The following is a 13,980-nucleotide window of genomic DNA, read 5'->3' on the forward strand; positions in this document are numbered from 1 at the left end:
TGGGGGCAGCCGCCTGGGAGTGGGCGGCCGGGAAGAGCAGGGGGTTCGGCGGGTATTTTCATCGAATGTCGGGAAGGCCGGTGGCTGGGCGGGACCGGGCAGCATAGCATGAAAGCCGCCGGCGCCGTCCCATCCAGAGCGGGCATCGTGCCGGAACGGTTGCAGGCAGGCGGGGAAGCCCGGCATCTAGACGCCGACGCCCATGCCAAGGTCGGTGGAACACAGCCATGAACGGTCGCATCCTCGGCATTGTCCTGCTCGCGGCTGTGCTCGCGGCATTTCGGGGGCCGGCCGGTCCCGCCCAGGCGGCCGAACCGGCCGGGATGATCGTCTACCAGACCGATTTCGGCACCGCCGACAGCGCGGTCGCGGAGATGAAGGGGGTCGCCAAGCAGGTCGACCGCGATCTCGAGCTGTTCGACAACACCCACGAGATCCCCGCCTTCGACATCTGGACCGCCGCGTTCCACCTGGCCCACCTGGTGCCCTATTGGCCGCCCGGCACCGTGTTCGTCTCGGTGGTCGACCCGGGCGTGGGCACCGAGCGCGGCGTGGTCGCGGCGGAGCTGGCCTCCGGGCATTTCTATGTGGGGCCGGACAACGGCACCCTGACCCTAGTGGCCGAGCAGATCGGCGTGGCCGCCCTGCGCAGCATCGACGCCGCCACCAACCGGCTGCCGGGCTCGGAGCGATCCAACACCTTCCACGGCCGGGACATCTTCTCCTACAACGCCGCCCGGCTGGCCTCGGGCCAGGTCGCGTTCGCGGATCTCGGGCCGCTCTTGGAGGGCGGGGTCGTGGAGATCCCCTACCAGCACGCCGAGCTGGCCGGGGACGAGCTGCGCGGCATCATCCCGATGCTCGACGTCAACTACGGCAATGTCTGGACCAATATCGGCAGCGCCCTGTTCGACCGGCTGGGGGTGGCCAAGGGAGACAACGTGCGGGTGCGGATCAGCAAGGACGGCACGCCGGTCCATGACGGCGTGGTTCCCTTCGTGGACACGTTCGGCGACGTGCCGAAGGGCCAGCCGCTGCTCTACCTGAACTCGGTGGACGAGATGGCGCTGGCGATCAACTACGGCAGCTTCGCGGAAACCCACGGCATCGGGTCCGGTCCGGACTGGACGATCACCCTGTCGCGCCCCTGAACGATTTCGCGTCGCCAAGGCGACGCATCCCGCAACGCACGCCCGCGCCGCCGGTTGTCAGGGTCCGCGCCGGTGCAGGCCAAGGTCATCCATGACGATCGAACAGATCCTTTCCTTTGCCGTCCTAGCCGGCATGATGCTGCTCTTCATCTGGGGGCGGATCCGCTACGACATGGTCGCGATCATCGCGCTGATCGTGGCGGTGGCGGTGGGCATCGTCCCCTATGAGGGGGCGTTCGCCGGGTTCAGCGACGAGATCGTCATCATCGTCGGCAGCGCCCTGGTGGTGAGCGCCGCGGTCGCCCGCACCGGGGTCATGGAACTGGTGCTGCAGCGCCTGTCGCCGCACGTGCGGGCAGTGCCGGCCCAGGTGGTGGTGCTGACCGGCACGGTGACGCTGCTGGCCGCCTTCGTGAAGAACATCGGCGCGCTGGCGATCATGATCCCGGTGGCGTTCCAGATGGCCAGGCGGTCCAACATCTCGCCCTCCTATTTCCTGATGCCGATGGCGTTCGGCTCGCTGCTGGGCGGGCTGATGACCCTGATCGGCACCTCGCCCAACATCATCGTGTCGCGGCTGCGCGAGGACATGACCGGGGTGCCGTTTAGGATGTTCGACTTCACCCCGGTGGGGCTGGGCCTGTCGGTGCTGGGGATCGCCTTCCTGGCGCTGGGCTACCGCCTGCTGCCGCCGCGCAAGGGTGCTGCCTCGATGAACGAGGCGCTGGACATCAAGGACTACATCACCGAGGCGCGGGTCCGCCCGGAATCCGAGGTGGTCGGCAAGAGCCTGGGCGATCTGAACAAGCACTGGGACCATGAGGTCAAGGTGACCGGGGTGGTGCGCCGGAACCACCAGCGCATGGCGCCCCTGCCCGACCTGGTGGTGGAGCATGGCGACATCATGCTCCTGCAGGGCGAGCCGGAGGCCCTGGAGCGGGCGGTCAAGCGCGCCGACCTGGAGCTGGAGGGCCACGGCACCATCGTCGAGAGCGACGATGCCGACGACGAGGTCGGCAGCATCGAGGCGATCATCGGGCCGCGCTCCTTCCTGGTCGGCCAGTCCGCCGGGCGGCTGGCCCTCTACGACAGCTACGAGGTCAACCTCCTGGCGGTCAGCCGCAGCGGCAAGCGGTTCACCGAGCGGCTGCGCGACATCATCCTGCAGACCGGCGACGTGCTGCTGCTCAAGGGCAACCTCAACCGGCTGCCCGACCGGCTGAAGGAGTTCGGCTGCCTGCCGCTGGCCAGGCGCGAGATCCGGCTGGGCAACGTGCGCAACGCCATCGTGCCGCTGGCGATCCTGGGCAGCGCCATGCTGCTGACCGCGCTGGGCCTGGTGCCGGTGGCGATCGCCTTCTTCGCCGCCGCCGGGTTCATGGTGCTGTCCGGCTCGCTGACCCTGCGGGAAGCCTACGATTCGGTGGAGTGGCCGATCCTGGTGATGCTGGGCGCGCTGATCCCGGTCAGCAGCGCCATCCACACCACCGGCGGCACCGAGCTGATCGCCGGCTGGCTGTCGATGGGGGCCAGCCTGCTGCCGGCCTATGGGGCGCTGGCGCTGATCATGATCGCGGCGATGGCGGTGACGCCGTTCCTGAACAACGCCGCGACCGTGCTGGTGATGGGCCCGATCGCCGCCAGCTTCGCCACCCAGCTGGGCCACACCCCCGACGCCTTCCTGATGGCGGTGGCGATAGGTGCCGGCTGCGACTTCCTCACGCCGATCGGCCACCAGTGCAACACGCTGGTGATGGGGCCGGGCGGCTACCGGTTCGGCGACTATGCCCGGCTGGGCGCACCGCTCTCGCTGCTGGTGGTGCTGGTGGGCGTGCCGCTGATCATCCTGGTCTGGGGGTTGTAGGCCTCAGCCGAGCACACTTCGTGCTGCACGTTTACGACGGAAATGAAGAAGTATCCTTTAAGGAAAACTATCCAAATTGTTAATAAAGTTCTTGCTCAAGCTGGCGAAATGCTCTATAGAATGTATGCGCAGCTATGCGTAAAATTTTTAGAATGGAGTGCCGAATGCAGCGTGGGCCTATTAAGCGAGTTGGGCAGACGCCTAAAAAAATCATCAAAGCGACTGCAATAAGAATTGCAATAAAAAAAATTCGTAGATAATAATAATTATCTCGATACTTATCATTTTAGTTTGGCTTCATCGGACTTGCCGTATGGCAAGTCCGTGCTGCCATATTCAAATGTCACGGCTCGTGGCGGGCTTAATCATCCTGTGTGCAGACGCATGCGCGGCATGAATACATGGTTCTTTGAGCAGTCTTGACTGCCAATCTTAAACACAAGCTTTGATTGGAGTTTTTGCCGCCAGCTTCGGCAAAAAGCGGTCCCAGCGGACCACCATGCGCTCGTGGCGGCCGCGGCCGATCGGGTCGATGCCGTCGTGCAGGACGACGGTCCAGCCGATCCGGCGGCCCTCGACCTTGTCGACCTCGAGGTCGACCGTGACCAGGAGGCCGGGCGGGGTGGCGGCGTCGTGGCTGGTCTCGACCAGGACGCCCAGCGAACCCTCGCCCTCCTCGAAGCAGGGCTTGAGGTGGTCCAGGCAGGCCCACTCGATCAGGCCCACCATGTAGCCGGTGGCGAACACGCCAGGCATCGCCTGCCAGTCCGGGCTTTCCGGGTAGAGATGCGGGACGGTCTTGTCGGCCGGGACGCGGTAGGTGAACCGGTGGCGGTCGCCGATCTTCAGCAGGGGCAGCAAGGCGGGCTCCTTTCAAGGCTGGACAGCCGAGCCTTGCCCAGGGCGGCCCGTGCTGGGAAGAACGAAGCTGGGCTGCCCATGACGGATCTGCTGGCCGAGGCGGCGATGTTGTGTCACGAAACCGTCACGGAAGGTGGCCAAGACCGCCCGGTCCAACAGGGGAGAACGAACGATGCTGGACAGGCTGAAGGACGTGGTCGCGCAAGGGGTTGCCGCCGTGGCGCTGCTGGCGCTGGCGAGCACCGGGGCGCAGGCGCTCGACCCGCGCTACAGCGACGCCGATGGCGACCTGGTCGCCGACACGCCGAGCGAGCCCGGCGAGCAGATCGATCCCGGCACGCTGATCTTCGCCTACACCCCGGTGGAGGACCCGGCGGTCTACGCCCAGGTCTGGCAGGGCTTCCTCGACCACATGTCGGAAGTCACCGGCAAGGACGTCCAGTTCTTCCCGGTCCAGTCCAATGCCGCCCAGATCGAGGCGATGCGCGCCGGCCGGCTGCATGTGGCGGGCTTCAACACCGGGTCGAACCCGCTGGCGGTCAATTGCGGCGGGTTCGTGCCGTTCGCGATGATGGCCTCCAACGACGGCGCCTACGGCTACGAGATGGAGATCATCACCTATCCGGATTCCGGGGTGGAGAAGGTCGAGGACATCAAGGGCAAGAAGATGGCCTTCACCTCGGAGACCTCCAACTCCGGCTTCAAGGCGCCCTCGGCGATCCTGAAGGACAAGTTCGGCCTGGAGAGCGGCACCGACTACGAGCCGGTGTTCTCGGGCAAGCACGACAACTCGATCCTGGGCGTGGCCAACAAGGACTATCCGGCAGCGGCGATCGCCAACTCGGTCAAGGAGCGCATGATCGCCCGCGACGTGATCTCCGAGGAGGACGTCAAGGTGATCTACACCTCCGACACCTTCCCCACCACCGGCTACGGGTATGTCTACAACCTGAAGCCGGAGCTGGCCGAGAAGATCAAGGAAGCCTTCTTCACATTCGACTGGAAGGACAGCGCGCTCCTGGAGGAGTTCTCCACCTCCGAGCCGCCGTCGGAGAAGTTCATCCCGATCACCTACCAGGAGAACTGGGCGGTGATCCGGGACATCGACCAGGCCATGGGCGTTTCCTACGCCTGCAACTGAGGCGGCCGATGCTGCGGATCGAACAGCTCGTCAAGAAGTACAAGACCGGCGACGCCGCCCTGCGCGGCGTCGACCTGACGGTCAACAAGGGCGAGGTGCTGGGGCTGATCGGCCCGTCGGGTGCGGGCAAGTCGACCCTGATCCGCTGCGTCAACCGGCTGGTGGAGCCGACCGGCGGGCGGATCTATCTCGGCGACGAGGAGATCACCGCCATGTCCGGCTCGGCGCTGCGCCGGACAAGGCGGCGGATCGGCATGATCTTCCAGGAGTACGCCCTGGTGGAGCGGCTGACCGTGATGGAGAACGTCCTGTCCGGCAGGCTTGGCTATGTCGGCTTCTGGGCGAGCTTCGCCCGGCGCTTCCCGCCGGCCGACGTGGAGCGGGCGTTCGCGACGCTGGACCGGGTCGGCCTGCTGGACCATGTCGACAAGCGCGCCGACGCGCTATCCGGCGGGCAGCGCCAGCGCGTCGGCATCGCCCGGGCGCTGGTGCAGAGCCCCGATCTCCTGCTGATCGACGAGCCCACCGCCAGCCTCGACCCCAAGACCTCGCGCCAGGTGATGCGCCTGTTGCTGGAGCTGTGCGCCGAGCGGGGGCTGGGAGCGATCGTCAACATCCACGACGTGGCGCTGGCGCAGATGTTCCTCCCCCGCATCGTGGGCCTTCGCGCCGGCGAGGTGGTTTATGACGGGCCGGCCGACGGGCTGACCCCGGAGGTGCTGACCACGATCTACGGCGAGGAGGACTGGTCGAAGACCGGGCCCAAGGAGGCGGAGGACGACGCGCACCCGCGCACGCCGATGCCGCATGCCGACGAGTTCGCGGCCGAGGCGCCATGAGTGCGGCTGCGACGCCCGCCTATCCCCGCACCTGGAAGCGGCCGCCCTTCTTCGCCAGCCGGGCGCTGAAATGGGCGCTGGTGGCGGGGGCGCTGGTCTACCTGGTCCTGGCGCTGGCCTCGGTCGAGGTGAACTGGGCGCGGCTGAGCGAGGGGGCGGGGCGGGCCGCCCGGCTGTTCTCGGGCTTCCTCACCCCCGATTTCGTTTCCCGCTGGGGCGACATCTGGCAGGGCCTGGTCGAGAGCCTGACCATGACGGTCACCTCCACCGTGGCCGGGATCCTGCTCTCGGTGCCGATCGCCCTTGGCGCCGCGCGCAACCTCGCACCCTGGTGGCTGTACGGGATCTGCCGGGGCATCATCGCGCTGGCCCGGGTGTTCCAGGAGATCATCGTCGCGATCTTCTTCGTGGCGATGGTGGGCTTCGGCCCGTTCGCGGGCTTCCTCACCCTGTCCTTCTCCACCATCGGCTTCCTGGCCAAGCTTTTGGCCGACGACATCGAGGAGGCCGATCCCGGCCAGGTCGAGGCGGTGCGCGCCACCGGGGCCGGCTGGTGGCAGACGGTCGACTACGCCATCGCCAGCCAGGTGATGCCGCGCCTGATCGGCCTGTCCGCCTACCGGTTCGACATCAATTTCCGCGAGTCGGCTGTCGTGGGCATCGTCGGGGCCGGCGGGATCGGGGCGACGCTGAACACGGCGCTGGACCGCTACGAGTTCGATTCGGCCGCCGCCATCCTGCTGATCATCATCGGCATCGTCATGGCCTGCGAGTACGGCTCCGGCCTGATCCGGCAGAGGATCCAGTAATGGCGGTGCTGACCGACGCCACGGGCGGCCGTTCCTGGCAGCTGCGCACCTCCCGCGAGCGGCTGGTGCGCTGGTTCGCCTGGCTGGCCCTGGTGGCGCTCACCGTGTTCTGCTGGCGGGTGATGACCGCCGGCACGATCTGGGCGTTCGTGACCGACGCGCCGACCCAGGCCGCCGACATTTTCGGCCGGATGGTGCCGCCGCGCTGGGACTACGCGAACCGGCTGTGGTGGCCGCTCTGGGACACCATCAACATCGCCACGCTCGGCACCATGATCGCCCTGGTGCTGGCGGTGCCGGTGGCGTTCCTGGCGGCGCGCAACACCACGCCCAGCACGGCCTTCGTCCGGCCGGTGGCGCTGTTCATCATCGTGGCGTCCCGCTCGATCAACGCGCTGATCTGGGGCCTCCTGCTGGTGGCGGTGCTGGGGCCGGGCGTGCTGGCCGGGATCATCGCCATCGCGCTGCGCTCGATCGGCTTCATCGGCAAGCTGCTCTACGAGGCGATCGAGGAGATCGACCAGCGCCAGGTCGAGGCGATCCGCGCCACCGGCGCCTCGGGCGCCCAGGTGATGGCCTGGGGCATCGTGCCGCAGATCCTGCCGGCGCTGGCGACGATCGCGGTGTTCCGCTGGGACATCAACATCCGCGAATCCACGGTGCTGGGCCTGGTGGGCGCCGGCGGGCTGGGCCTGGCGCTGGAGGCGTCCCTGAACACCTTGGCCTGGCCGCAGGTGAGCGTGATCCTGCTGATGATCCTGGCGACGGTGCTGCTCAGCGAGTGGGTCACCGCCAAGGTCCGCCGGGCGATCATCTGACCGGATCCATCGCCCGGAACCCGGCCGGGCGCTCCCCCGATCTGGACATCGCCCGGAACCTGCCCGGGCGATGGGCGCTTGCTCACGGGTGGCCCCGGCCGCCGCGCATCCGCGGGTGCGTGCGTTCCCGCCCCCCGTAGGAGACGACGAGCCTTGCCGGCCCATCGCCTTTGGCCCTGCGCCGCCCCGATCCTCGTTCTCCTGGCCCTGCTCCCGCCTGCGGCGCACGCCCAGGAGGAGGACGCCCCGCCCCCGCCGGCCGTGGTGGTCCAGACCGTCGAGGAGCGGCCGATTGCCTCCGAGCGGCGGTTCATCGGCCGGGTCGAGGCGATCCGCAGCGTGGACGTGCGCGCGCGGGTCCAGGGCTTCGTCGAGGAGGTGGAGTTCGAGGAGGGGGCGCTGGTCAGCGAGGGCGACCTGCTGTTCACCCTGGATGCGCGGCGCTTCCAGGCGGCGGTCCGCTCCGCCGAGGCCAGGCTCGCCGGCGAGCGGGCGGCGCTGAACGAGGCCAGCCAGGCCCTGCAGCGCCAGGAGCAGCTGGTCGACCGCGAGGTGGTCTCCGAGGCCGCCTACGATTCCGCCATCGCCACCCGCAACAACGCGCAGGCCCAGTTCAACATCGCCCTGGCCGAGCTGCAGGCGGCGCAGATCGACCTGGACGACGTGTCGGTGGTGGCGCCGATCGGCGGCCGGATCGGCCCGGCGCTGCTCCAGGAGGGGGCGGTGGTCGGCCCGCAGGGCCAGCCTTTGGCGCGGATCGTCCAGATCGACCCGATCCGGGTGGTGTTCTCCCTCACCGAGGGCGAGCTGGTCTCGCTGCGCCAGGGGGAGACCCGGGTGCCGGACGAGGTGGTGCTGGAGCTGGAGCTGCCGAACGGCAGCACCTATGGCGAGGCGGGCGAGGTCGACTTCATCGGCTCGGAGGTCGACCCGGACACCGGCACGGTGCCGGTCCGGGTGATGTTCCCCAATCCCGACGGGATCCTGCTGCCCGGGCAGTTCGTCGACCTGGTCGCCCGCGAGGCCGATCCGCCGGCCGTGCCGGTGGTGCCGGCCACGGCGGTGCTCCAGGACCGGCAGGGCCGCTACGTGTTCGTGCTGAACGGCGACGACACGGTGCGGCGGCAGGACGTCGCGGTGGGCCCGGCCATGGACGACGCCCTGGCGATCGAGCAGGGGCTGGAGCCCGGCAGCACGGTGGTGGTGCAGGGCGTGCAGCAGCTGGCCGACGGGCAGCGGGTGACGCCCAGCCGGCCGGGCGAGGAGCCGGCCGCGGGCGAGGGCGCCGGCCCATGATCTCCGAGCGCTTCATCCGCCGGCCGCGGCTGGCGGGCGTCCTGTCGATCGTGATCGCCCTGGCCGGCGGCATCGCGCTGCTGTTCCTGCCGATCGAGCAGTACCCGAACCTGTCGCCGCCCACGGTCAACGTGTCGGCCACCTATCCCGGCGCGGACGCGCAGGTGATCGCCGACACGGTGGGGGCGCCGATCGAGGAGGCGGTGAACGGGGTCGAGGACATGATCTACATGTCGTCGAACAGTTCCAACTCCGGCAGCTACTCCCTGTCCGTCACCTTCGAGGTGGGCACCGACCCGGACATCGCCCAGGTCAACGTCCAGAACCGCGTGCAGTTGGCGACCTCGCAGCTGCCGACGGCGGTGGCCGAGCAGGGGGTGACGGTGCGCTCCAGCTCGCCGGACTTCGTGCTGTCCCTGGCGTTCCGCTCGGAGAACGAGAGCCTCTCGCCGATCGTGGTCGGCAACCATGTCGCCAACCAGGTCGCCGACGCGCTCTCGCGGGTCGACGGGGTGGGCGAGGCCAACGCCATCGGCAACACCGACTATTCCATGCGGGTCTGGCTCGACACCCGCCGGATGATCGCGCTGGGCATCACCCCGGACGAGGTGGCGCAGGCGATCGAGCAGCAGAACATCCAGGCCTCGCTCGGCCAGGTCGGCGCCAGCCCGGCGCCGGACGGCCAGCAGGAAACGCTGACGCTCACCGCGGACGGCCGGCTGCAGGAGCCGGAGGCGTTCGGCGACATCATCGTGCGCAGCGGCGGCGAGGGGGCCACGGTGCGGCTGCGCGACCTCGGCCGGGTCGAGCTGGGCTCCCAGGACTACCAGAGCACCGCCTACTGGGGCGGCCAGGAGGCGTCCCTCCTGCAGATCCAGCAAGCACCCGGCGCCAACCAGCTCGCCACCGCCCAGAGCGTGCTGGACGAGCTGGACCGGCTGGAAGGGGACTTTCCCGAGGGCATGACCTATTCGGTGGTCTACGACGCCACCAGCTTCGTGCGCGCCGCGATCGAGGAGATCGTGATCACGCTGGGGCTCACCTTCCTGATCGTGATCTCGGTCACCTATGTGTTCCTGCAGGACTGGCGGGCGACGCTGATCCCGGCTTTGGCGGTGCCGGTCTCGCTGGTCGGCACGTTCGGGGTGCTGCTGGCGTTCGGCTTCACCATCAACATCATCACGCTGCTGGCGGTGCTGCTGGCGATCGGCCTGGTGGTCGACGACGCGATCCTGGTGGTGGAGAACGTCGCGCGGATCCTGGAGGAGGAGGAGGATGTCCGGCCGGCCGAGGCAGCGCGCCGGGCGATGGCGCAGGTGACCGGCCCGGTGATCGCGACCACGCTGGTGCTCCTGGCGGTGTTCATCCCGACCGCCTTCCTGCCGGGCCTGAACGGCCGGCTCTACAGCCAGTTCGCCATCACCATCTCCGCCGCGCTTGTGATCTCCTCCCTGGTGGCGCTGACCCTGAGCCCGGCTTTGGCCGCGGTGCTGCTGCGCCGGCCAGGCCAGCATCGCGGCCCGGTCGGCCGGCTGCTCGGCCGGTTCACCCACGGCCTGGACTGGACCCGCGACCGCTATGGCCAGGCGGTCGGCTGGCTGGTCGGCCATCGCTGGACCAGCGTGCTGGCGGTGGCCCTGGCCGGCGGCCTCGCCGCGTTCGTGTTCCTGCAGCTGCCCTCGACCCTGGTGCCGGACGAGGACCAGGGGGCCCTGCTCCTGGACGTGTCCCTGCCGGACGGCGCCTCGGTGCAGCGCACCCGCGAGGTGATGCTCCAGGTCGAGCAGGTGCTGGAGGACGAGCCGGCGGTGGAGGCGATGATCACCGCGGCCGGGTTCAGCCTGGTGCAGGGCGGGCGGCGCCCGGAGGCGGGCTTTGGCCTCGCCAGCCTGAAGCCCTGGGGCGAGCGCGAGGACGAGGCGCAGCAGCTTGGCGCCCTGATCCCGTCCTTGAGCGGCCAGTTCGCCCAGATCCCCGGCGCGCAGATCCAGGTGCTGCCGCCGCCGGCGATCCCGGGCGTCGGCTCGGTGGGCGGGCTGCAGCTGCAGCTCCAGGCCCAGCAGGGCCAGTCGCCCGGCGAACTCGCCGAGGTGGCCCGCTCGTTCGTCGGCCAGCTCAACCAGGACGAGGCGGTGGGGCGCGCCTTCACCACCTTTTCCACCGGGGTGCCGCAGATCCGCCTGGAGATCGACCGCGACCGCGCCGAGAGCTTCGGCGTGCCGGTGGCCAGCATCTTCCGGGCGGTCGGCTCGCAGTTCGGGCCGCGCTACGTCAACGACTTCAACCTGAACGACCAGGTCTACCAGGTGCAGATCCAGGCCGAGGCCGGCGACCGGGCGCTGCCCGAGGACGTGCTGGCGCTGCACGTGAAGAACCAGGCCGGCCAGATGGTGCCGCTGCGCGCCCTGGCCAGCGTCGAGCGGGAGCTCGGCCCCTATGCGCTGACGCGCTACAACCTGTTCACCACCGCCGAGATCAACGTCCAGCCGGCCGGCGGGGCCAGCACCGGGGCGGCGATCCAGGCGGTGCAGGGCGCGGTGGAGAGCCTGCCGGAAGGCTATGGCTACGAGTGGTCGGGGATCGCCTATCAGCAGCAGCAGAGTGCTGGGCAGACCCCCTACATCTTCGCCCTGGCGCTCCTGTTCGCCTTTCTGTTCCTCGTCGGCCAGTACGAGAGCTGGCTGCTGCCGCTGGCGATCGTCCTGTCCCTGGCGGTGGCGGCGCTGGGCGCCAGTGCTGCCCTGTTCCTGTTCGGGCTGCAGAACAGCATCTACGCCCAGGTGGGCTTCGTCCTGCTGATCGGCCTCGCCAGCAAGAACGCGATCCTGATCGTCGAGTTCGCCAAGCTGCAGCGCGAGAATGAGGGCAAGTCGATCGAGGAGGCGGCGCTGACCGGCGCCCGGCAGCGCTTCCGGGCGGTGCTGATGACGGCGCTCTCCTTCATCCTGGGCACCCTCCCGCTGGCCCTGGCCTCGGGTGCTGGCGCCGGTGCGCGGGCGGCGCTGGGCGTGACGGTGGTCGGCGGGATGCTGGCGGCCACCGCAATCGGCATCTTCTTCGTGCCGGGCCTCTATGCCGCCATGCAGCACCTGGCCGAATGGCGCTCCAGGGCCGATCGTGACAGCAAGGCCGGGCAGGCCGAGGCCGCCCGCGGCTGACGGGCGGCCCGAAAGCTTTGCGGGGAGGGAGCATTGACCATGTCATGGGAAGGCGGCTGCGTGTGCCGGGCGGTGCGCTACCGGCTGGAAACGCCGCCGATGTTCGTGAACTGCTGCCATTGCCGGGAATGCCAGCGCTCCACCGGCAGCGCCTTCGTGCTGAACGCGATGATCGAGACCGACCGGATCACGCTGCTGGGCGAGGCGCCGGTGCCGGTCCCGGTGCCGACCACCAGCGGGCGGCCGCACGACATCCATCGCTGCCCGCACTGCCAGACGGCGCTGTGGAGCGATTACGGGCGGCGTCCTGCGATCCGCTTCGTGCGGACCTCGACGCTGGACGACCCGGCGGCGTTCCCGCCGGGCGTCCATATCTTCACCTGCTCCAAGCTGCCCTGGGTCGACCTGTCCGGGCCGATCCCGGTGTTCGACGAATACCCGGACATCACGACGCTCTGGCCAGAAGAGAGCCTGGAGCGCCGCCGGGCGGCGCTGGGCTGAACGGGGTCAGCCGGCCGCCATCTCCAGCTCGCGCTGGCGGCCGAGCTGGGTCATCCACTCGGTGAACCTCGGCTGCACCCGGAGCTGGTGGGCGTAGTGGCGGGGCAGGGCGCCGACCAGGCGGCCCTGCCGGCCCAGCAGGTCGTCGGCGAACTGGACCATGCGCGAGTTCGGCCAGGCCTGGGCGCGGATCTCACGCAGGCGGGCGAACAAATGCTCCTCGTCCTCGTCCGGGCGGACCTGGGCCATCAGGGTCAGCATCGCCGCCGAGGAGCGCGACACCCCCATGTGGCAATGGACCAGGAGATGGCCCTCGGTGCGGCCGGTCCGGGATTCGGACATCTCCGCGCCGAAGCGCAGGATCGATTCCACATGCTCGCGCTGCGGGGCGATCTGGTTCGGCCGGGGCTCGATGATGTCGTGGAAGCGCAGCGTGGTCCGCTCGTGCGCGTCGTAGCGGTCGAACGCCGCCATCTCCGGGGCCTCGGGGTCGAGGATGGAGAGGACATGGGTGACCATGCGCTTGTCGTGCGACGGCAGCTCCTCAATGCCGCAGATCGTGAGCATCGAGATCGAGATCGATTCCATCGGGGTCGTCCGTTGCTCAGGTGATCGCAGTCTGCGTCTTGCCCTTCAGACCCAGGATCTGGCGCGCCTCGTCCGGCGTGGCAACCTCCAGGCCCAGCCCCTCGATGATCTGCCGCGCCCGGGTGACCTGCGACGCGTTGCTCTCGGCCAGCTTGCCGGGGCCGTCCCAGAGATTGTCCTCCAGGCCCACCCGGACATGGCCGCCCTGGGCGGCCGAGGTCGCCGCGATGTTCATCTGGTTGCGCCCGGCCCCCAGCACCGACCAGACATAGTCCTGGCCGAACAGGCGGTCGGCGGTGCGCTTCATGTGGGCGATGTCGTCCGGGTGGGTGCCGATCCCGCCCAGGATGCCGAACACGGTCTGGACGAACAAAGGCCCCTTCACCAGGCCGGAATCGCGGAAATGCGCCAGGTTGTAGAGATGCGCCGTGTCGTAGCACTCGAACTCGAACCGGGTGCCGGCGTCGCCCAGTTCCTCCAGGATGTAGGCGATGTCGGCATAGGTGTTGCGGAAGATCAGGCTGCGGCTGTTCTCCAGATGCTGCTGCTCCCATTCATGCGCGAACTTCTGGTAGCGCTTGAGCATCGGGAACAGGCCGAAATTCATCGAGCCCATGTTCAGGCTGGCGAGCTCCGGCTTGAAGGTGCGCGCCGGCACCACCCGCTCCTGCACGGTCATGTGCGGAGCACCACCGGTGGTGATGTTGATGATGGCGTCCGCTTCCGCATGGACCTTGGGCAGGAACTTGCCGAACGCCTCGGCCGACTGGTCGGGCCGGCCGGTCTCGGGGTTGCGGGCGTGCAGGTGGACGATGGCGGCACCGGCCTTGGACGCGGCGATCGCCTGGTCGGCGATGTCGTCCGGCGTCACCGGCAGGTGCGGCGACATGGACGGGGTGTGGATGGCGCCGGTCAGCGCGCAGGAGATGATGACCTTGCGGGTGGTGGCCATGG

General features: G+C 68.9%; 12 protein-coding genes. 9 read left to right on the top strand and 3 right to left on the bottom strand.

Going from position 1 to position 13,980, the window contains the following annotated elements; all coding sequences use genetic code 11:
• The first annotated feature begins 227 nt into the window (after nucleotides 1-227).
• The gene (locus GEMRO_RS0110030) at nucleotides 228-1,151 is read left to right on the top strand and encodes an SAM hydrolase/SAM-dependent halogenase family protein (RefSeq protein WP_027133874.1); all 924 of its coding nucleotides are present in this window, start codon (nucleotides 228-230) and stop codon (nucleotides 1,149-1,151) included.
• A gap of 91 nt (nucleotides 1,152-1,242) precedes the next feature.
• Entirely contained in the window at nucleotides 1,243-3,015 is a 1,773-nt protein-coding gene (locus GEMRO_RS0110035) for an SLC13 family permease (protein WP_027133875.1), read from the top strand.
• 432 nt (nucleotides 3,016-3,447) lie between these two features.
• On the opposite strand, the gene GEMRO_RS0110040 is transcribed toward GEMRO_RS0110035, so the two are convergent.
• A complete protein-coding gene (locus GEMRO_RS0110040) occupies nucleotides 3,448-3,876 on the bottom strand; it encodes a thioesterase family protein (protein WP_027133876.1) in 429 nt (142 codons plus the stop codon).
• Between the two features lie 172 nt (nucleotides 3,877-4,048).
• Here GEMRO_RS0110040 and phnD point away from each other — a divergent pair, with 172 nt between their 5' ends.
• The 7 genes from phnD to GEMRO_RS0110075 all read left to right on the top strand — a co-directional run bounded on the left by phnD (nucleotide 4,049) and on the right by GEMRO_RS0110075 (nucleotide 12,438).
• Nucleotides 4,049-5,017: a phosphate/phosphite/phosphonate ABC transporter substrate-binding protein gene (phnD, locus tag GEMRO_RS0110045; RefSeq protein WP_035485079.1), complete on the top strand. Its 969-nt coding sequence runs from the start codon at nucleotides 4,049-4,051 to the stop codon at nucleotides 5,015-5,017.
• A gap of 8 nt (nucleotides 5,018-5,025) precedes the next feature.
• The gene (gene phnC, locus GEMRO_RS0110050; protein ID WP_027133878.1) at nucleotides 5,026-5,856 is read left to right on the top strand and encodes a phosphonate ABC transporter ATP-binding protein; all 831 of its coding nucleotides are present in this window, start codon (nucleotides 5,026-5,028) and stop codon (nucleotides 5,854-5,856) included.
• On the top strand, nucleotides 5,853-6,665 hold the full coding sequence (phnE, locus tag GEMRO_RS0110055; protein WP_027133879.1) for a phosphonate ABC transporter, permease protein PhnE: 813 nt from the start codon (nucleotides 5,853-5,855) through the stop codon (nucleotides 6,663-6,665). The genes phnC and phnE (GEMRO_RS0110055) overlap by 4 nt, the downstream gene beginning before the upstream one ends.
• Nucleotides 6,665-7,483, top strand: a complete 819-nt coding sequence (gene phnE, locus GEMRO_RS0110060; RefSeq protein WP_027133880.1) for a phosphonate ABC transporter, permease protein PhnE — start codon at nucleotides 6,665-6,667, stop codon at nucleotides 7,481-7,483. The genes phnE (GEMRO_RS0110055) and phnE (GEMRO_RS0110060) overlap by 1 nt, the downstream gene beginning before the upstream one ends.
• Nucleotides 7,484-7,636: 153 nt before the next feature.
• Nucleotides 7,637-8,779, top strand: coding sequence for an efflux RND transporter periplasmic adaptor subunit (locus GEMRO_RS28860; protein ID WP_035485081.1), 1,143 nt, complete (start codon nucleotides 7,637-7,639; stop codon nucleotides 8,777-8,779).
• Nucleotides 8,776-11,937: an efflux RND transporter permease subunit gene (locus GEMRO_RS28865; protein WP_035485083.1), complete on the top strand. Its 3,162-nt coding sequence runs from the start codon at nucleotides 8,776-8,778 to the stop codon at nucleotides 11,935-11,937. The genes GEMRO_RS28860 and GEMRO_RS28865 overlap by 4 nt, the downstream gene beginning before the upstream one ends.
• A 39-nt stretch (nucleotides 11,938-11,976) precedes the next feature.
• Nucleotides 11,977-12,438, top strand: coding sequence for a GFA family protein (locus GEMRO_RS0110075; RefSeq protein WP_035485086.1), 462 nt, complete (start codon nucleotides 11,977-11,979; stop codon nucleotides 12,436-12,438).
• Nucleotides 12,439-12,444: 6 nt separating this feature from the next.
• Here GEMRO_RS0110075 and GEMRO_RS0110080 read toward each other — a convergent pair whose 3' ends face one another.
• Both GEMRO_RS0110080 and GEMRO_RS0110085 read right to left on the bottom strand, forming a co-directional pair.
• A complete protein-coding gene (locus GEMRO_RS0110080) occupies nucleotides 12,445-13,026 on the bottom strand; it encodes a tyrosine phosphatase family protein (RefSeq protein WP_027133882.1) in 582 nt (193 codons plus the stop codon).
• 16 nt (nucleotides 13,027-13,042) lie between these two features.
• Nucleotides 13,043-13,978: a BKACE family enzyme gene (locus GEMRO_RS0110085; RefSeq protein WP_027133883.1), complete on the bottom strand. Its 936-nt coding sequence runs from the start codon at nucleotides 13,976-13,978 to the stop codon at nucleotides 13,043-13,045.
• Nucleotides 13,979-13,980: the final 2 nt, after the last annotated feature.

This window comes from Geminicoccus roseus DSM 18922 (assembly GCF_000427665.1).
Classification (GTDB): domain Bacteria; phylum Pseudomonadota; class Alphaproteobacteria; order Geminicoccales; family Geminicoccaceae; genus Geminicoccus; species Geminicoccus roseus.